Genomic DNA, 18,219 nt, shown 5'->3' on the forward strand with positions numbered 1-18,219 from the left:
CCGCAGCAGGTCAGGGGCTCGGCTCCGGGCACCAGTTTTCCAGGAGGCGGAAGAACGCCTCCTCGTTGCCGGTCAGTCCGGCGCGTTCCAGGGCCTGTTCCGCCTCGGCGAGGACCGTGGGCGGGACCAGCGGCGGGCCGCCCTCCACGTCGAAGGCGGCCCGGACGGTGTGCAGCAGCCGCAGATAGGCCTGGACGGCGGTGCGTTCACGATCGGTCAGGACGGCGGTGGGCATCGGTCGGCTCTCCCCGTGTCGGCGTCGTCGGTCCCGCGCCCTCGCGGCGCGCACGCCCCGCACAGCGGTGGCGCCCCTCCAGCTTGCCGCCCACCACTGACAATCCGGCCCCGCAGCCCTCCGGTTCGCCCGCTCGGCGGAGGCGCACCGCGCCCCGTCAGCCCTGCGGTCCGCGATACCCCAGCGACGCCTCGATCCGCCCCGCCAGATGATCCCGCTGCACCGGCCCCCGCGACGACGAACCGGCGAGCCAGGCCCGGCACTTGCTGGCGAGCAGCAGGCCGAAGCTCTCGGCCTCCTTCTCGTCGTCGAGGTCGAAGCGGGTGCGCGCGGCGACCTTCAGCACGGTCGCCTCCAGGTCGGCACCGTCGTCGAGCAGCCGGGCCGCGACGGCGGCACCCTCGACGTGGTGGGAGCAGTGCCCGGCCTTCATGTGCCACAGCTCGTGACCCAGGATCACCAACTGATGATCGGGAGCGGTGCGTTCCTCGATCACGACGAGGTCCTGCTCGGCCATGTCCAGCCAGAGCCCGCTGGCGGTCCCGGGCGGGAACGCGGCCGTTCGGAAGCGGACGGGGCGGCCGCGGCGTCTGCTCATGCCGTCGCACAGGGCGGCGTACAGCTCCTCGGGCCGAGCCGGCGCGGGGAGGGTCAGCTCCGCGACCAGCTCGCCGCACAGACGGCGCATTTCCTTACCGATGCCCACAGTTCTCCCCACGGTCACGACTCGGGCCGCTTGACGCTCTCCAGGAGCATGTCCAGCCACTCCGCGACCTTGTCGCGGTGCTGGTCGGTGGGCAGTTGCGCGGCCCGCCAGGCGATGCCGCGCACGCCGTGGTCCTGCAGCAGCCGCTCCAGCGGGTCGTCCGCCGCCGCGGCCGCCTCCCGCTCGCGGTCGGCGAGCTTCTGCAGCAGCTCCTGCTCGGTGTGCTGGAGGGCGCTCACCAGCGCCTCGGGGTCCTCGGCCGTCAGGAAGCCGGCGTGCACCCGGAAGAACCGCTGGAGGGCGTCGCAGTGCTCCATGGTCGGCCGCCGGTCGCCGTTGATGAGGGCGCCGGCCTGCTGGCGGGACATGCCCGCACCGTCGGCGATCTCCTGCTGGGTGTACTTGCGGCCGTTGGGCTTGAGCCGGGTCCGGCGCAGCAGGTCCAGGCGTTGCAGGAACCGGGCCTGAACGTCGGGCTCGCCCGCCGGCCGGCCACTGAGCAGGGCCTTGACGACCGGGTCCGGGACCCCGGAGGCGACGGAGAGCCGGCCGATGTCGAAGACCTCGGCCTGCGGCACGCCGAGCCGGTCGGCGAGCGCGACGACACGGGAGACGACGGCCGGTAGCACGGCCGTCGGCGTGGCGCCCGGACCCTCGACGAAGCCACCCGTCACCGACAGATCTCCTACGTGTCTCACAGGCTTCTCACAAGTGGATGCCGTGACCTACCCCCGGCGTGAACTTCCCGGAGCGTAGCCGGTGCTTCGAACTCACATCCAGGTCTCGCCACAACTGTGGCCAATTTCAGCCGTCAACAGGCATGGAATGCCACGATAGTTGACACGCCTCAGCCCGGGGCAGCAGGATCGGGGCGCCGCGTCAAGGCCGCACAGGCAAGAGGGGTGACCTCCCGATGGCATATCAGGCAGGAGGGCGGCGGCCGGCACCGCGGCCCGCCCCCGAGACTCCCGAGGCCCAGGCCTACCTGGAGGACTACGCCGGGCTCCTGGAAGGTGTCTCCTTCCCCTCGCTCGTCGTCGACCACTGCTGGGACGTGGTGCTGACCAACAGCGCCTTCCGGTCACTTTTCCGTGAGGCGGGCCCGCACCCGACGGCCATGCCGGGCGACAACTTCCTCCGTTTCGTGCTGTTCCACCCCGACGCCCCCGCGGTGCTCGGCGACCACGAGGCGAGCTGGTGCCTGCCGATGCTCGCGCACTTCGCACGGACGGTGGAGAGCCACGGCCCGGACCACGCCCTGCAGGCCATCCGTCGCGACATCGCCCAGGACCCGATCATGGAGGCCGCCTACCGGCACGGCCTGCCGCACTGGATCCGCGCGGTCGGCGAGGACGCCGTCGAACAGGACGGCGCCGTACGGCCGCTGCTCCACCCGGACCCGCGCCGGGGCCCCACCGAGTGCCGGATCGTCATCGAGACGTCCAGGACGCTGGAAGAACTGGGCTGCGCCCGCGTCACGTTCGTCCTGCGCGAGACGCGCCGCTCCGCGACCAGGGAGCGCCGCACACGCCGCACCGCCTCCCACCTGAGGGTCGTCCCCGTGACCGACTGACCGCTCCCGCGCGGTCGGCCGACCCGTGCCGCGCCATTCCCAGAGTCTGTGGTGTGTGACATAGTACTGACGTGAGCGAGTCGCTGACCTGCGATGTCGTGGTGGTGGGAGCCGGTGTCGTCGGCGCCGCCACCGCCCTGTACGCGGCCCGCGCGGGCCTGGACACCGTCGTGGTGGACCGGGGACCGGTGGCCGGCGGTACGACCGGAGCGGGGGAGGGGAACCTCCTCGTCTCCGACAAGGAACCCGGGCCGGAGCTCGAACTGGCCCTGCTGTCCGCCCGGCTGTGGGCCGCACTGGCCCGGGAGGGCCTGCGCGAGGCCGTCGAGTACGAGGCCAAGGGCGGTGTCGTCGTCGCCGGCACGGACCGGGCCCTGGCCGGGCTGGAGAAGCTCGCCGCCGAGCAGCGCGCGGCCGGGGCCGAGGCGGTCCCGGTGCCGCCCGACCGGCTCACCGACCTGGAGCCGTATCTGGCCCCCGGCCTCGCGGGCGGCATGCACTACCCGCAGGACGCCCAGGTGATGCCCGCCCTCGCGGCGGCGCACCTGCTGCGCGCCTCGAAGGCCCGGGTGCTCACCGGCCGGGAGGTGACCGGGGTCCTGCGCGGCCCGGGCGGTGCGGTGCGCGGTGTGCGTACCGGCCGGGGCGACCTCCACGCCCCCGCGGTCGTCAACGCGGCCGGCACCTGGGGCGGTGAGGTCGCGGCCCGCGCCGGAGTGTCCCTTCCGGTGCTGCCCCGGAGGGGTTTCGTCCTGGTCACCGAACCGCTGCCGCCCCGCATCCGGCACAAGGTGTACGCCGCCGACTACGTGGCCGACGTCGCGAGCGACTCCGCGGCGCTGCAGACCTCCCCGGTCGTGGAGGGCACCCCGGCCGGGCCGGTCCTCATCGGCGCCAGCCGCGAACGGGTCGGCTTCGAACGGTCGCTGTCGCTCCCGGCGGTGCGCGCGCTGGCGGCCGGGGCGACCGAGCTGTTCCCGTTCCTCGCCGGAGTCCGTGTGATGCGGACGTACGCCGGCTTCCGGCCGTATCTGCCGGACCACCTGCCCGCGATCGGCCCCGACCCGCGGGCGCCCGGGCTCTTCCACGCCTGTGGGCACGAGGGCGCGGGCATCGGGCTCGCCACCGGCACCGGGCATCTGATCGCCCAGGTGCTGACCGGGCGCACGCCCGATCTGGACCTCGGCCCGTTCCGGCCCGACCGCTTCACCGAGGAGCCCGAGTGAACCCGTTGGAGCTGGCCGGGGCCAGGCCCGGCCCCGCGTTCACGGTCACGTTCGACGGGCGGCCGGTCGAGGCGCTGCCCGGGCAGACGGTCGCCGCCGTGCTGTGGGCGGCAGGGGCGACCGCGTGGCGTTCCACCCGGGGCACGGGCCGTCCACGCGGGGTGTTCTGCGGGATCGGCGTCTGCTTCGACTGCCTGGTGACCGTCAACGGCCGCCCCAACCAACGGGCTTGCCTGGTGCCGGTGCGGCCGGGGGACGAGATCGGCACGCAGGACGGCACGGGGTATGGGGAGACCGGTATCCAGGACGGTACCGGCCACGAGGGGAACGGCGCTCAGGACGGTACCGGCCACGGGGGGAACGGTGCTCAGGACGGTACCGGCCACGGGGGGAACGGTGCTCAGGACGGTACCGGCCACGGGGAGACCGAGGAGGCGCGCCATGGGGACTGACCTCGCCGTGATCGGCGCCGGACCGGCCGGGCTCGCCGCCGCCCTGGCGGCCTCCGCGCGCGGCGTACGGGTCACGGTCCTCGACGCCGCGACGCAACCCGGCGGGCAGTTCTACCGGCAGCCCGCCGCAGAACTCGGCGCCAGGAGGCCCGAGGCGCTGCACCACGGGTGGCGGACCTGGGAGCGGCTGCGGGACGGGCTCGCCGCCAGTGCGGTGCGCGTCCTGACGGACCACCACGTGTGGTGCGTGGAGCGCACGCCGGACGGCTTCACCGTGCACGCCCTGCTCGGACCGGAGCAGGAGGAGTCCGTCGAGGTGCACGCCCGCGCCGTGCTCCTGGCCACCGGCGGCTACGAGCAGGTGCTGCCCTTCCCCGGCTGGACGCTCCCGGGCGTCGTCACGGCCGGGGGAGCCCAGGCCATGCTCAAGGGCGGGCTCGTGGTGCCGGGGCACCGAGCGGTGGTGGCCGGGACCGGGCCGCTGCTGCTGCCCGTGGCGACCGGGCTCGCGGCGGCAGGCGTCGAGGTCGCCGCGCTCGTCGAGTCCACCGACCCCAAGCGCCTCGCCCGGCATGCCCCCGCCCTGGCGGGCAAGCTCCCCGAGGGCGTCGGACACGCCGCCGGGCTGCTGCGCCACCGCGTCCCGGTCCTCACCCGGCACACCGTCGTCCGCGCCCACGGCGACGACCGGCTGACCGGTGTCACCGTCGCCGCCCTCGACGCCGACGGGCACGTCCGGCCCGGCACCGGACGGCACCTGCCCTGCGACACCCTCGCCGCCGGCCACGGCATGCTGCCGCACACCGACCTCGCCGAGAGCCTCGGCTGCCGCCTCGACGGGCTCGCTGTGGCCGTCGACACCGAACAGCGCACGGACGTGCCCGGCGTGTGGGCGGCCGGCGAGGCCACCGGCATCGGCGGCGCCGCCCTTTCCCTCGCAGAAGGACACATCGCCGGCTGCTCCGCCGCCGCCCACCTGCACGGCACCGCCCCCGGCCCGGCCCCCGCCGCCCTCAAGGCCCGTACGGCGCTCCAGCGGTCCGCAGCCGCCCTCGGCTCCGCCTGCGCGCCGCCCCCGCACTGGCCCGAGCAACTCACCGACGACACCGTGGTCTGCCGCTGCGAGGAGGTCACCGCCGGGTCCGTGCGCGAGGCCCTGGACCTCGGGGCGGGCGACGAACGCACCGTGAAGCTGCTCACCCGGGCCGGGATGGGCTGGTGCCAGGGCCGGATGTGCGGCACCGCCGTCGCCGGTCTCGCCGGCTGCGCACCCACCCCGGCCAAGCGCCCGTTCGCCCGTCCCGTGCCGCTCGGCGTCCTCGCCCGGCAACACACCCAGGAGGGATTGTCATGACCGACCACCACCCCTGGCGCGGCGTCCTCGTCGCCACCGCGCTCCCCCTGAACGACGACCTGTCCGTCGACCACGACAAGTACGCCGAGCACTGCGCCTGGCTCGTCGAGAACGGCTGCGACGGCGTCGTGCCCAACGGCTCCCTCGGCGAGTACCAGGTACTCACCCCCGAGGAACGGGCCCGGGTCGTCGAGACGGCCGTCGCCGCCATCGGCGGGGAGCGCGTGATGCCCGGCGTCGCCGCGTACGGGTCCGCCGAGGCCCGGCGCTGGGCCGAACAGGCCGGGGAGGCCGGCTGCCGCGCGGTGATGCTGCTGCCGCCGAACGCCTACCGCGCCGATGAGCGCTCCGTCCTCGCCCACTACGCCGAGGTCGCCCGGTCGGGCCTGCCGGTCGTCGCGTACAACAACCCCATCGACACCAAGGTCGACCTCGTGCCCGAGCTGCTCGCCCGGCTGCACGGCGAGGGGTACATCCGCGGCGTCAAGGAGTTCTCGGGCGATGTCCGTCGCGCTTACCGGATCGCCGAACTCGCCCCCGGACTGGACCTCCTGATCGGCGCGGACGACGTCCTGCTGGAGCTGGCCGTCGCCGGCGCCAAGGGCTGGGTGGCGGGCTACCCGAACGCGCTGCCCCGCGCCTGCGTCGAGCTGTACCGGGCCGCCACCGGCGGTGACATCGGCACGGCGCTGCCCCTGTACCGGCAACTGCATCCGCTGCTGCGCTGGGACTCCCAGGTGGAGTTCGTCCAGGCCATCAAGCTGTCCATGGACATCGCAGGCCGCCGCGGCGGGCCCTGCCGCCCGCCCCGCGCCGCGCTGCTGCCCGGGCAGGAAGCGGCGGTCCGCACCGCCACGGAGAAGGCCCTCGCGGCCGGACTGGGCTGAGGACCATGCGCAGCAAACTCGCCCTGCACGCCGTCGACTCGCACACCGAGGGCATGCCGACCCGCGTGATCACCGGCGGCATCGGCACCGTCCCCGGCGCCACCATGAACGAACGTCGGCTGTGGTTCCGCGAACACCGCGACGACATCAAGCAGTTGCTGATGAACGAGCCACGCGGCCACTCCGCAATGAGCGGCGCGATCCTCCAGCCCCCGACCCGGCCCGACTGCGACTGGGGCGTCGTCTACATCGAGGTCTCCGGCTATCTGCCCATGTGCGGGCACGGCACCATCGGCGTGGCGACCGTCCTCGTAGAGACCGGCATGGTCGAGGTCGTCGAGCCGGTCACCACCATCAGGCTGGACACCCCGGCGGGCCCGGTCGTCGCCGAGGTGGCCGTCGAGGACGGAGCGGCCACCTCGGTCACCCTGCGGAACGTGCCCTCCTTCGCCGCCGGCCTCGACCGCGAGGCCACCCTCGCCGACGGCCGGACGGTGACGTACGACCTGGCCTTCGGCGGCAACTTCTACGCCATCCTGCCGCTGGAGCAGTTCGGCCTGCCGTTCGACCGGTCCCGCAAGGACGAGATCCTCGCGGCCGGCCTGTCCCTCATGGCCGCCGTCAACGCCGAGGACCCGCCCATCCACCCGGAGGACCCCTCCATCCACGGCCTCCACCACGTCTACCTGGCCGCCCCCGGCTCGACCGCCCGCCACTCCCGGCACGCCATGGCCATCCACCCCGGCTGGTTCGACCGCTCGCCCTGCGGCACCGGCACCAGTGCCCGCATGGCACAGCTGCACGCACGCGGCGAACTCCCGCTGCACACCGAGTTCCTGAACGAGTCCTTCATCGGAACCCGCTTCACCGGCAGACTGCTCGGCACGACCGAGGTCGCCGGCCACCCGGCCGTGCTGCCCAGCTTCACCGGCCGAGCCTGGATCACCGGCACCGCCCAGTACCTGCTGGACCCCGAGGACCCGTTCCCGGCGGGATTCGTCCTGTAGACACGCACGTGAGGCACGAGAGAGGAACCCCGACCGTCATGGCCGCGCAGCACACCCCCGCCCTGCCCGTGCTCGGCAGCAGGAAGCCCAGCCACCGGGAGCGGGTCGCGGACGCGCTGCGCGCCGCCCTGATCGCCGGAGAACTGCGGCCCGGAGAGGTCTACTCGGCACCCGGCCTCGCCGGCCGCTTCGGCGTGTCCGCCACACCCGTGCGCGAGGCCATGCTCGACCTGGCCAAGGAGGGACTGGTCGACACCGTGCCCAACAAGGGCTTCCGGGTCACCGCCGTCTCCGAGCAGCAGCTCGACGAGTACACCCGCATCCGGGCGCTGATCGAGATCCCCACCACGGCGGAGCTGGCCCGCACGGCCGACCCGGTGGCCCTGGAGGCGCTCCGCCCGGTCGCCCGGGAGATCGTCACCTCCGCCGCGGCCGGCGACCTCATCGCCTACGTCGAGGCCGACCTGCGCTTCCACCTGGGCCTGCTGGCCCTCGCCGGCAACGGCCACCTCGTCGACGTCGTACGCGACCTCAGACGCCGCTCCCGGCTCTACGGTCTGACGGCCCTCGCGGAACAGGGGCGGCTGGAGGCGTCGGCCGAGGAGCACCTGGAGATCCTGGACGCGCTGCTCTCCCGCGACGAGGAGGCCGTACGGGCCGTCATGACCCGGCACCTGGGGCACGTGCGGGGCCTGTGGGCGGCACCCTGAACAGCAGGACGCCACCGGCTCAACGGCCGCGCTTCGCCGCCTGGATCTGCTCGTACACCCGGGTCCGCAGCTCGGCGAAGCGCGGGTCCACGCGCGTGTGCAGCTGGTCCCGCTCGGCCGCCAGATCGACCTTCAACTGCTCCTGGACGACGGTGGGGGAGGCCGACAGCACGAGTACCCGCTCGCCGAGGTACACGGCCTCGTCGATGTCATGGGTGACGAACAGGATCGTGATCCCGCGCTCCCGCCACAACCGCCGGACGAGGTCCTCAAGGTCGGCCCGGGTCTGGGCGTCCACCGCTGCGAACGGCTCGTCCATCAGCAGCACCTCGGGCTCGTACGCCAGCGCCCGTGCGATGGCCACCCGCTGCTGCATGCCGCCCGACAGCTGCCACGGGTACGCCCCGGCGGCGTCCGCGAGCCCCACCGACTCCAGCGCGTCCGCGACCAGCGCGCGGCGCCGCTCTCTGCTCAGCCTCTTCTGCTTCAGGGGCAGTTCGACGTTCTGCCCGACCCGCATCCACGGGAACAGGCTGCGGCCGTACTCCTGGAACACGAACGCCATGCCGGGCGGCGGCCCGTCCACCCGGCGGCCCGCGAGCCGCACCTCACCGGCCGTGGGGGCGAGCAGACCGCCGACGCACTTCAGCAGGGTCGTCTTGCCGCAGCCCGACGGCCCGACGAGACAGACCAGTTCCCCCACCGCCACGCTGAAGGTCAGATCGCGCACCGCCTCGGTCCGCCGCCCCGCACCCTCGTAGACCTTGTGCAGGCCCCGTACGTCGAGCATGGACCGCCCTTTCGCGAGGCTCACGGGGACCGCCGGCCGGACTCGCGCAGGCCGTGGTACCAGCCGAGCACCCGCCGCTCGGCCAGCCCGAAGAGGACCGAGAGGAGGAAGCCGAGCAGACCGAGGAGCAGGATCCCGGTCCACATGTCGGGGATGGCGAAGCCGCGCTGGAACTGCACGACGGTGAAACCCAGGCCGTTGCTGGCCGCGAACATCTCGCTGATCACCATGAGGATGATCCCGATCGACAGCGCCTGTCGCAGACCCGCGAAGATCTGCGGGCTCGCCGAGCGCAGCACCACGTCCCGCAGCCGGGCCACGCCCGTGATGCCGTACGAGCGGGCCGTCTCGGCCAGCACCGGATCGACCGCACGGATGCCCTCGACCGTGTTGAGCAGCACCGGCCAGACACAGCCGCTCGCGATCACCGCGATCTTCATCGTGTCGCCGATCCCGGCGAAGAGCATGATGACCGGCACCAGCACCGGCGGCGGTACCGCCCGCAGGAACTCCAGCACCGGCTCGCACAGCGCCCGCACTCGCCGCCAGGAGCCGATGACGGTGCCGAGTGCCACCCCGGCGACGGCCGCCGTGGTGTAACCCGCCGCGAGCCGCAGCACGCTGGGCAGCACGTCCCCACGCAGCCGCGCGCCCGTCCACACGTCCGGGAAGACGCCGAAGACGGTCCGCAGCGGCGGCCAGTACACGTTCGTGCTGCCGGCCGACGCCGCCCACCAGACGGCCACCAGCACCGCGGGCAGGGCGAGCACGAAGACCAGCCGCAGCAGGGCCCTCCCCCAGGCTCCCGACGTCACTCGACCAGGGGGGACCCCCATCACACCGCCACCTCCCCGCGCACCGACTGGTGCCAGGCCAGCGCCCGCCGCTCCACCGCCCTCGCCCCCACGTTGATCAGCAGCCCGAGCATCCCGGTCACCACGATCAGCGCGTACATCTCCGGCACCGCCTGCGAGGTCTGCGCCACCGCGATCCGGGCCCCCAGCCCCGGAGCGCCGATGACCAGTTCGGCGGTGACGGCGAGGATGAGCGCCACGGCAGCGGCCAGCCGCACCCCGGTCATGACGTACGGCAGCGCCGTCGGCCACAGCACGTGCCGGACCCGCGCCCAGGCGCCCAGGCCGTACGAGCGGGCCGCCTCCTCCGCGACCGGGTCGACGTCCCGCACGCCGTACAGGACCTGGATCAGCACCTGCCAGAACGCGGCGTACACGACCAGGAGCAGGACCGAGCGCAGTTCCGTGCCGTACAGCAGTACGGCCAGCGGGATCAGGGCGACCGACGGGATGGGACGCAGGAACTCGATCGTCGAGGCCGTCACCTCGCGCAGATACGGCACCACGGAGATCACCACCCCCGCGACGACACCCGCGCCCACCGCGATCGCCAGGCCCAGCGCCCAGCCGGTGAGGGTGTCGCCGAGCGCCGACCAGAAGGCGGTGTCGGAGAGTTCACGGCCGAGCGCGCCGGCGATGCGGTCGGCCGGCGGAAAATGGTCCTCGTCGACCAGGCCGAGCCGCGGCACCGCCTCGCCGAGGAGGACGAACACCGCGCACCCGGCCGCGCCGAGGGCCGCGTCGGAGCCCTTCACGGCAGCAGCTCGTCCAGGTCCGGCGCCTTCTCGAACAGCCCGTCCCGCTCGCCGAGTTCGGCCAGCCGCTCGATCGACGCGCGGTCCGGCTCGGCCGGATAGCGCGGCAGGGTCAGCTTCTCCAGCAGGGTGGTGGGGATCTTCGTGTAGGTGGTGAGGATCTGCCGGACCTCCTCGGGGTGACTGTCGGCGTACTTCAGCGACTCGGCGGTCGCCTCCTTGAACTTCTTCACCAGTTCGGGGTTCTCGCCGGCGAACTGCTGGGAGGTGAAGTACATGGCGACGGTGAGGTCCGGCGACACGTCGTGGAAGTTCGACGCGATCTCCTTGCCGCCCGCGGCCTTCACGGTGGCCAGGGCGGGCTCCGGGGTGCAGGCCGCGTCGACCTGCCCGCCGTCCAGCGCGGCCGGCATCCTGTCGAAGGGCATCTCGACGAACTCGACCTTCGAAGGGTCGCCGCCGTCCTTGCGGACGGACTCCCTGATCGAGGTGTCGCAGATGTTGTTGAGCGTGTTGACCGCCGCCTTCTTGCCTTCGAGCTGCTTGGCGGAGGTGAGGGGGGAGCCCTTCCCCACGGTGATGGCGGCGAAGTCCGCACCGCCCTTGCCCGTGGACGCGGCACCGTTCGCCACGGCCTTGACGGGCACGTTCTTGGACCGGGCGACCAGCAGCGAGGTGGTGTTGCTGAAGCCGAACTGGAACTGGCCGGACATGACTCCGGGCACGATCGCGGCCCCGCCCTGGGCCGGTACCAGCTCCAGTTCGAGGCCGCGATCGGCGTAGAAGCCCTGCTTCTCGCCCAGGTAGATGGGCGCGACGTCCAGCACGGGGACGACGCCGACCTTGACGGTGGTGGTTCCGCCGGACGAGCCGGCCGTGTCCTTCCCGCCGGGGTCGGACGAGCCGCAGGCGGTGACGGCGGCCAGGACGGACCCGGCCATGAGACCGACGAGCAGGCGACGCATGGCTCCCCCTGTGGGACCGGCTGAGGTGCTCCGACAGGCTGTGCGCAGGCAGTACGGAAGTGCTCAGCGGGAACCTAGAGCCCACCCGGAGCCAAGGTCAATGCACGTGCGGTGAAGGCTTGTTGAAACCGGCACCTTCGGGTCAGAGGTCCAGCACGAGCCGCCCGCCGCGGCAGCGGGACACACAGATGAGCATCGTCTCGCCCGCCGCGCGCTCGTCGTCGGTCAGCACCGAGTCCCGGTGGTCCGGATCGCCGTCCAGGACGTCCGTCTCGCACGTGCCGCAGGTGCCCTCGGTGCAGGAGTACAGCACCTCGACCCCGGCGGCGCGCACGGCGTCGAGCACGGACACGTCCGGCGCGACGGTGAGCGTCCTGCCGCTCCGCGCCAGCTCCACCTCGAACGCGGTGTTGCCACTGCTCTCCTGCTCCTTCGGCTGGAACCGCTCGACGCGCAGGACCCCGGACGGGCAGCGGGCCTCGACGGCGTCCAGCAGCGGCCCCGGGCCGCAGCAGTAGACGAGCGTGCCCTCGGGCACGTCGTCCAGCACCGAGGGCAGGTCCAGCAGGCCCGTCTCGTCCTCCGGTGCGAAGGTCACGCGGTCCCCGTAGCGGCCGAGTTCCTCGCCGAACGCCATGGACGCGCGGGTGCGCCCGCCGTACAGCAGCGTCCACTCGGCGCCCGCCGCCTCCGCCGCCGCCAGCATCGGCAGGAGCGGCGTGATGCCGATGCCACCGGCGACGAAGCGGTAGCGGGGGGAGGGTTCCAGGCGGAAGTTGTTGCGGGGCCCGCGCACCCGCACCTTGGCGTCCTCGCGGAGCTGCTCGTGCACATGGGCGGACCCGCCCCGCCCGGCGGGCTCGCGCAGCACCGCGATCCGCCAGGCCGACCGGTCCGCCGGATCACCGCACAGCGAGTACTGCCGCTCCAGACCGGGCTCCAGCACGACGTCGACATGGGCGCCCGGCTCCCACTCCGGAAGCGGCTCGCCCAGCGGATGGCGCAGGGTGAGGGCGAGCACTCCGTCGGCGGCGAACTCCCGCCGCTCCACGACGAGTTCGGTCTCGTACACCTTCATCAACTGGTCCCTCGTGGCTCGTCGACCAAGTGCCCCTGCGGATGGGCGAGCATCCACTCCCACATCTCGACCGGGTCCTGCGCGGTGTGCTCACGGCCGCAGTGGCACGTGCCGTGCAGGGTGTCGGTGCCGGGCAGCCAGGCGATGCGGTAGATCTCGCCGGTCGGAGCGGTCACCGGACCTTCTCCTCGGGCTTCGCGCCCTGCTCCACCAGCCGGGCGAGGATACGGCGGGCGGCCAGACCACCGGTGTCGATGTTGATGCTCAGCTCCTGGTAGCCGGTGCGTTCGGTGCCGAGCGTCTTCTGCAGCAGGTTGAGCGCGGTGACGTCCTGCATGACGACCGTGTGGTTGTTGCCCCGCAGGAACTCGGTGACCTCGGCGTCGTCCGTCGCCCAGTCGCGGGAGACGGCCCAGAAGTCGTACACCGTGCCGTCGCCCGAGGGGGTGATGGCGTACGTGATCTCGGTGTGGAAGCCGTTCGGGTCGCTGCCGTCCGCCTCGGGAAGCACCCCGACCGGGGCGATCCTGCTGTGCAGCAGATACAGGCAGGGTGCGTGGTATTCGATGTCCTGCCAGCGGGTGATCCGGCCCTCGATGCCGGTGGACTTGGCGTAGAAGGGCGGGCACGCGGCGTCGTCCATGTGCCGGCTGACCCGGACGATCCCGGCGCCCTCGTCGACCTCCGTGGTGATCGGCGTCTCGGCGACCTCCGGGGTGCCGATGTACCCGCCGTGCAGATACGTCTCGTGGGACAGGTCGAGGAGGTTGTCGACGAGCAGACCGTAGTCGCAGTCGATGGGCTCCATGCCGCGCACGGTGACCCAGCCGGGGGAGTCCAGGTGCCGGGCCCGGGGGATGGTCTGCGGGTCGGCGAGCGCCGGGTCGCCGATCCACACCCAGATCAGCGAGTCCTGCTCGACGACCGGGTAGGAGGCGACCCGGGCCGTGCGCGGCACCCGTTTCTGCCCCGGCACGTACACGCACGCGCCGGTCGTGTCGTACGTGAAGCCGTGGTAGCCGCACACGATCCGGTCCCCGTCCAGGCGCGTCGGCGCCTGGGACAGCGGGTACCGGCGGTGCACACAGCGGTCGTGCAGGACGACCGGGGTGCCGTCCTCCTCCGTCCGGTAGAGCACGAGCGTCTCACCGAGGATCGTCCGGCCGAGCAACTCCCGCCCCACCTCCTGGCTGTAGGCGGCGACGTACCACTGGTTCCTGGCGAACGCGGTCATGTGAGGCATGGGCTCCGGCTCCCGTCTCTGTGTCGTGGCGACCATCGTCGGGAAGGCTTCACAGGGGCGCAACACCACTTCCGCCCCGTGGAAGGACCGATCGGAAACGCCTGCTCAGCACCGGTCGGGTCCACCGCGGGTCCGGGTACTCGCCGCGGTCGAGCCCACCGCGTCGCGGACCGCCTCGGCCACTTCGGCCGCAGTGCGGCCGCGGCGGTCGACACGGTGGACGGCGACCTCCGGCCGGGTTCGCGCCGGCCAGGCCAGAGCGGTCTCGTCATGCTGCCGGACCAGCGACAGCGGGCCCGCCGTCTCGTGCAACTCGCTCCCGCCGCGCCGGTCCCCGGCCCGTGCCAGGGCGTCCTCGACGGCCAGGTCGAGCAGCATCACGGTGGGGGGCCGCGACAAGCCGCACGACCGGCTGAAGCGGTCGAGGACGTCCTGCGGGCCCCGTCGCCCGGTGGATGAGATCGGTGCCCAGCGGCCTCGGGTCGCATCGGCGGTCCGATCAGCGGTGTGCGGGCATTCGTCCTGGACGAATGGCTCGCCCCCGTGCCGGTCGGGGTGGCGGGCGAACTGACCGGACACCCCGCGCCGGCTCGCGCCGCGGTGACCGTGCGCGCGGATGCCTCGGGCGAGGGGCCTCTGGTGGCCTGCGTCGTGCCGGCGGGCGACCGGCCGGATGCCGATGACGGCGCGCTCGGCCGGACGGTGCGCGATCACGCCGCGCAGGCTCTGCCGCAGTACACGGTGCCGTCGGCGGTCGTGGTCCTTGACGCGCTTCCGTTGACGGTCAACGGCAAGCTGGACGGCGCGGCGCTGCCGGAACCGGATGTCGCGGCGTCGGCGGGGGCCGGCCGGGAACCGGCCACGGAACAGGAGCGGATCCTCTGCGAGGCGTTCGCGCGGGTGCTGGGCCTGCCGACGGTCGGTGTGGACGACGACTTCTTCGCCCTCGGCGGTCATGCGCTGCCGGCCACGCGCCCGGTCAGCCGAGTGCGTACGGTGCTGGGCGGGGAGCCGCCGAACGTTCGGTCTTCACCTCGCCCACGCCGGCCGCACTCGCGGGCCGGCTCGCCGGCCAGGGCGGCCAGCGGCCGGAGGCCAGGCCCGTCCGGCGGCGCATCCGAATGACTCTGCGTGCCGGTCCGGGTGGTACGCACGAGGACGGCCCGGCCCTTCCCGGGCCGGGCCGTCCTTTCATGCCGTCTCCGCCGGGCCCGGCGTCACTCGGTGCGCAGGGACGTGGCCGTGCGGGTCCTGGCCGCCCACCCGGCCGGGATCATCGCGCCCAGTATCGCCAGCGCAATGCCGCCCAGACCCGGCAGGAGCAGTTCGACCGGTCCGTACACATCAAGGACCGAGGACGGCATACCGGTGCCCACGGCGCGCCCCATCACCGGCATGACGACGCCGTGCAGCAGGTACCCCGCCGGCACGCCCAGCAGCCCGCCGACCACGCCGATCGCGGACACCGAGGCGAGCACGAGGCTCACCGTCTGCCGCGGCGACATGCCGATCGCCTTGCAGACGCCCAGGTCGTGGACGCGTTCGCGGGTGTCCAGGACGACGGAGTTGAGCACGCCGAGACCGGCCACGGCGATGAGCATGAGGGTGAGCAGCACCGCCATCGCGTCCATGATGAGGATGACGCCGCTCTGTTCCGATTCCACTGCGGTCGTGGCGTCACCGCCCATCGGCTGCACCACCGCCGCGAGCTTCCGGGCGAACTCATCGGCCGCCACACCGGACTTCACGTCGACGAGGAACGTATCGGGCTGGGCCGACGGGAAGTTGGCCATGTCCGCGTGGACCTCCAGCTCATTGCCCGAGGTGTCGAAGGACTCCCCCACGATCCGCAGGTCGGCGCTCTCCTTCTCGAACGTCATCCGCACCGTGTCCCCGACCTTGGTGCTGGTCCGCTCCAGGAAGCGGGTGGGCACGACGACCTGGCCCTTCCCGGTGATCCAGTGCCCCGAGAGCATCTCGTGGCTGCCGGAGCGCGAGTCGCCCTCGTAGAGGCCGGCCTCCACCGCGCCGGAGACCCCGGCCACGGCGACCTCCGTCTGGAGCTTGCCGTAGTACGACTCCAGCCCCGCCTCGGACTTGACGGCGGCCCGCACCTTCGCCGGGTCGGCCACCTCGGGCTTGGACGTGCCGGCCGGGTTGGGGGCGACGGGAGACGGGCTCGCCGGAGCACCGCTCGCCACGGGCGGCGGTGGCGGCGGGGGAGCGATGTCGTTCAGCTTGACCGTCGTGACCGTGACCGCGGCACGGCTCTCGGGATCCTGCGACGTGCCGACCTCGTTGAGGGACGAGGTCAGTCCCACCGCGAACGTCGCCGCCACGGTGCCGAACGCCACCGCGAGCAGCATCGCGAGGGCACGCACCGGATGCGTGAAGGGAGTGGCGAGCCCGTACGTCACCGGCCGGGGCAGCGGCAGCCGTCCCATGGCCCGGTGCGCCCACTGCCCGCGCCCCGGGCGAGGCGCCCGGCCGACCGCGATGGCCTCGACCGTGTTCAGCCGTCCGGCACGCCGTGCGGGAATCAGCGCCGCGAGCCCCACCACGAGCAGTGCGACGGCCGGTACCGCGACGTCCACCCACCAGGCCACCGACAGCGAGACGTTGCCGTACACCGACTCCGTGTCCGCCAGCAGCGGCACCGCCAACAGGTTGCCCAGCACGACACCGAGGGCGATGCCGACCGTGGCCGGGATCAGCGCCTGGGCCACATACGCGCGGACGACCTCGCGGGGCGTGAAGCCGATGGCCTTGAGGACGCCGATCCTGCGCAGACCGGTGCCGACCGCGCCGCTGATCACACTGCTGACGATGATCACCGACATGACGATGCCGAGCACGCCGAAGGCCATCACGAACGGGACGGTCGCCGCCGCGCCCTGATCCGCGGCGCGCTTGGTGTCCAGCCAGGACTGCGTACCCAGGAGTGCCCCGGAGTCCACGGAGGAGGCGAGCTTCGCCCGGTCGGCGAGGATCTGCTGCTTCGTGCTCGCGGAGTCGAAGCGGTAGAGCATCTGGGTCGTGAGGGGGTTGCCCAGCGCCGCCAGGGCGTCGACCTGCGCCGCGGTCGCCCACGCGTCGGCGGATTCGCCGACCGACACGGCGAACCCGACGACCGACAGGGTCGGGGCGTTCGGGGTGTCCGACGTCTTGAGGGTGGATCCGATGTCGGCGGAGGGCCCTTGGAAGGACGCGTCGATCACGATCTCACCGGGCTTCTGCGCCCACCGGCCGGACTTCAGTTCCAAGCGGTCGACGTCGGCGTCCGCGCCGGTCCGCCCGACCACGGTCAGCGTCGGCATCCGGAAGCCCGACCGGTCCACCGGACGCAACGCCGTGGACGCGTACGGCCCCGCGCTCGCCGTGACACCGGCCAGCTTCTTGGTGCGCTCCAGCTGCGCCGCACTCGCCTTGGCCGGATCGAACTGCGCGGTGATGTGCGCGCCCTGCTGCTTCTTGAAGGCGTTGTCGAAGGGAGCGGCCGCGGCGACCATCAGGGCCCCGGCCACCACGGCCGAGGCCACGGCCATCATCGTGGCCACGGCGATCACCAGAGTCTGCACCCGCCGCCGGCCGACCCCGGAGCGTACGACCCGGCCCAGCGCGCCCTTGCCGAAAAGGCTCATCGGACGGCCTGCGCATACGTGTCGAGGGCGAGGTGACCGTCCACCAGGTGGATCGTGCGGCTCGCGCACGCCTCCGCCAGCGCCAGGTCATGCGTCACCAGCACGACGGTCTGGCCACCGCGGTGCAGATCGATCAGCAGCTTGCGGACCTCCGCGCCCGAGGCGGAGTCGAGGGCACCCGTGGGCTCGTCGGCCAGCAACAGCTCGGGGCGATTGATCAACGCCCGGGCGACACCGACCCGTTGGCGCTCACCTCCGGACAGTCGGCCCGGGTAGGCCCGTGCGTGCTTCTGGATGCCGAGCATCTCCATGAGCTCACCCGCGCGGGCGGCGGCCGCGCGCCGGCTCGCCCCGGTCAGCTGGGCCGGAAGCTGGATGTTGTCGGTGACGGTGAGGTCGTCGAGGAGATTGAAGAACTGGAAGGCGATGCCGATGTGCTCGCGACGGAATTTGGCCAGGGCGTGCTCGCTCAACTGGTCGATCCGCCGCCCCGCGACGAGCACGGAGCCGTCGGTCGGCTTGTCCAGCCCGGCGATGAGGTTCAGCAGCGTGGACTTGCCGCTGCCGGAAGGGCCCGTCACAGCAAGGGCCTCGCCCTTGGCGACACTGAGCGTGAGCGGTCCGAGCGCCGGCGCACCGGCGGTGTCGTAGCGCTTCGCCACACCTTCCAGCTCGATCACTTGATTCATGCGGGTTGTCCGTCCTTACGATCGCGAGAGACACATGCCGCTGCCGACCCTGTG

Annotated in this window: 20 protein-coding genes and 1 pseudogene; 8 read left to right on the top strand and 13 right to left on the bottom strand. The window is 72.8% G+C overall.

Features of this window, described 5'->3' with window-relative positions; all coding sequences use genetic code 11:
- Positions 1–10: 10 nt before the first annotated feature.
- The 3 genes from A4E84_RS34270 to A4E84_RS34280 form a co-directional block, all read right to left on the bottom strand.
- Positions 11–235, bottom strand: coding sequence for a hypothetical protein (locus tag A4E84_RS34270; protein WP_062930258.1), 225 nt, complete (start codon positions 233–235; stop codon positions 11–13).
- 157 nt (positions 236–392) lie between these two features.
- Positions 393–923: a hypothetical protein gene (locus A4E84_RS34275; RefSeq protein ID WP_062930259.1), complete on the bottom strand. Its 531-nt coding sequence runs from the start codon at positions 921–923 to the stop codon at positions 393–395.
- A gap of 32 nt (positions 924–955) precedes the next feature.
- Positions 956–1,615, bottom strand: a complete 660-nt coding sequence (locus A4E84_RS34280) for a helix-turn-helix domain-containing protein (RefSeq protein WP_062930260.1) — start codon at positions 1,613–1,615, stop codon at positions 956–958.
- A 239-nt stretch (positions 1,616–1,854) separates the two neighbouring features.
- On the opposite strand from A4E84_RS34280, the gene A4E84_RS34285 reads away from it, so the two are divergent.
- From A4E84_RS34285 to A4E84_RS34315, 7 genes and pseudogenes are all read left to right on the top strand, one after another.
- Positions 1,855–2,514, top strand: a complete 660-nt coding sequence (locus A4E84_RS34285; RefSeq protein WP_062930261.1) for an MmyB family transcriptional regulator — start codon at positions 1,855–1,857, stop codon at positions 2,512–2,514.
- A gap of 71 nt (positions 2,515–2,585) precedes the next feature.
- Complete coding sequence (locus tag A4E84_RS34290) at positions 2,586–3,740, top strand: NAD(P)/FAD-dependent oxidoreductase (RefSeq protein ID WP_062930262.1); 1,155 nt, start codon at positions 2,586–2,588, stop codon at positions 3,738–3,740.
- Positions 3,737–4,027: pseudogene (locus A4E84_RS34295) on the top strand ((2Fe-2S)-binding protein); the annotation flags it as partial. The gene A4E84_RS34290 and the pseudogene A4E84_RS34295, both read left to right, overlap by 4 nt.
- Before the next feature lie 154 nt (positions 4,028–4,181).
- On the top strand, positions 4,182–5,546 hold the full coding sequence (locus tag A4E84_RS34300) for an FAD/NAD(P)-dependent oxidoreductase (protein WP_062930263.1): 1,365 nt from the start codon (positions 4,182–4,184) through the stop codon (positions 5,544–5,546).
- Positions 5,543–6,433 carry a dihydrodipicolinate synthase family protein gene (locus A4E84_RS34305; protein ID WP_062930264.1) on the top strand — a complete coding sequence of 297 codons (891 nt, stop codon included), beginning with the start codon at positions 5,543–5,545 and terminating at the stop codon, positions 6,431–6,433. The genes A4E84_RS34300 and A4E84_RS34305 overlap by 4 nt, the downstream gene beginning before the upstream one ends.
- Before the next feature lie 5 nt (positions 6,434–6,438).
- Positions 6,439–7,440, top strand: a complete 1,002-nt coding sequence (locus A4E84_RS34310; protein ID WP_062930265.1) for a proline racemase family protein — start codon at positions 6,439–6,441, stop codon at positions 7,438–7,440.
- A gap of 38 nt (positions 7,441–7,478) precedes the next feature.
- Entirely contained in the window at positions 7,479–8,150 is a 672-nt protein-coding gene (locus A4E84_RS34315; protein WP_062930266.1) for a GntR family transcriptional regulator, read from the top strand.
- 19 nt (positions 8,151–8,169) lie between these two features.
- Here A4E84_RS34315 and A4E84_RS34320 read toward each other — a convergent pair whose 3' ends face one another.
- The 8 genes from A4E84_RS34320 to A4E84_RS34350 form a co-directional block, all read right to left on the bottom strand.
- Complete coding sequence (locus A4E84_RS34320) at positions 8,170–8,940, bottom strand: ABC transporter ATP-binding protein (protein WP_062930267.1); 771 nt, start codon at positions 8,938–8,940, stop codon at positions 8,170–8,172.
- 20 nt (positions 8,941–8,960) lie between these two features.
- Entirely contained in the window at positions 8,961–9,776 is an 816-nt protein-coding gene (locus tag A4E84_RS34325; protein ID WP_062930268.1) for an ABC transporter permease, read from the bottom strand.
- Positions 9,776–10,549 (bottom strand): ABC transporter permease, encoded by a 774-nt coding sequence (locus A4E84_RS34330; RefSeq protein WP_062930269.1) that lies wholly within the window; start codon positions 10,547–10,549, stop codon positions 9,776–9,778. Before A4E84_RS34330 ends, A4E84_RS34325 begins: the two co-directional genes overlap by 1 nt.
- Positions 10,546–11,514, bottom strand: coding sequence for an ABC transporter substrate-binding protein (locus A4E84_RS34335; protein WP_062930270.1), 969 nt, complete (start codon positions 11,512–11,514; stop codon positions 10,546–10,548). Before A4E84_RS34335 ends, A4E84_RS34330 begins: the two co-directional genes overlap by 4 nt.
- Positions 11,515–11,656: 142 nt before the next feature.
- On the bottom strand, positions 11,657–12,592 hold the full coding sequence (locus tag A4E84_RS34340) for a PDR/VanB family oxidoreductase (protein WP_062930271.1): 936 nt from the start codon (positions 12,590–12,592) through the stop codon (positions 11,657–11,659).
- Entirely contained in the window at positions 12,592–12,768 is a 177-nt protein-coding gene (locus tag A4E84_RS43595; RefSeq protein ID WP_167455425.1) for a hypothetical protein, read from the bottom strand. Before A4E84_RS43595 ends, A4E84_RS34340 begins: the two co-directional genes overlap by 1 nt.
- The gene (locus A4E84_RS34345; protein ID WP_174569483.1) at positions 12,765–13,835 is read right to left on the bottom strand and encodes an aromatic ring-hydroxylating dioxygenase subunit alpha; all 1,071 of its coding nucleotides are present in this window, start codon (positions 13,833–13,835) and stop codon (positions 12,765–12,767) included. Before A4E84_RS34345 ends, A4E84_RS43595 begins: the two co-directional genes overlap by 4 nt.
- A gap of 105 nt (positions 13,836–13,940) precedes the next feature.
- Positions 13,941–14,234: a hypothetical protein gene (locus tag A4E84_RS34350; RefSeq protein WP_062930273.1), complete on the bottom strand. Its 294-nt coding sequence runs from the start codon at positions 14,232–14,234 to the stop codon at positions 13,941–13,943.
- Positions 14,235–14,342: 108 nt separating this feature from the next.
- Between A4E84_RS34350 and A4E84_RS34355 the strand changes: the two genes are divergently transcribed.
- Positions 14,343–14,960: an AMP-binding enzyme gene (locus A4E84_RS34355; protein WP_062930274.1), complete on the top strand. Its 618-nt coding sequence runs from the start codon at positions 14,343–14,345 to the stop codon at positions 14,958–14,960.
- Between the two features lie 92 nt (positions 14,961–15,052).
- On the opposite strand, the gene A4E84_RS34360 is transcribed toward A4E84_RS34355, so the two are convergent.
- Positions 15,053–17,476: an ABC transporter permease gene (locus A4E84_RS34360; protein WP_062930275.1), complete on the bottom strand. Its 2,424-nt coding sequence runs from the start codon at positions 17,474–17,476 to the stop codon at positions 15,053–15,055.
- A complete protein-coding gene (locus A4E84_RS34365) occupies positions 17,473–18,165 on the bottom strand; it encodes an ABC transporter ATP-binding protein (protein WP_062930276.1) in 693 nt (230 codons plus the stop codon). Before A4E84_RS34365 ends, A4E84_RS34360 begins: the two co-directional genes overlap by 4 nt.
- Positions 18,166–18,219 lie beyond the last annotated feature (54 nt).

Origin of the sequence: Streptomyces qaidamensis (assembly GCF_001611795.1) — a bacterium.
Lineage (GTDB): Bacteria > Actinomycetota > Actinomycetes > Streptomycetales > Streptomycetaceae > Streptomyces > Streptomyces qaidamensis.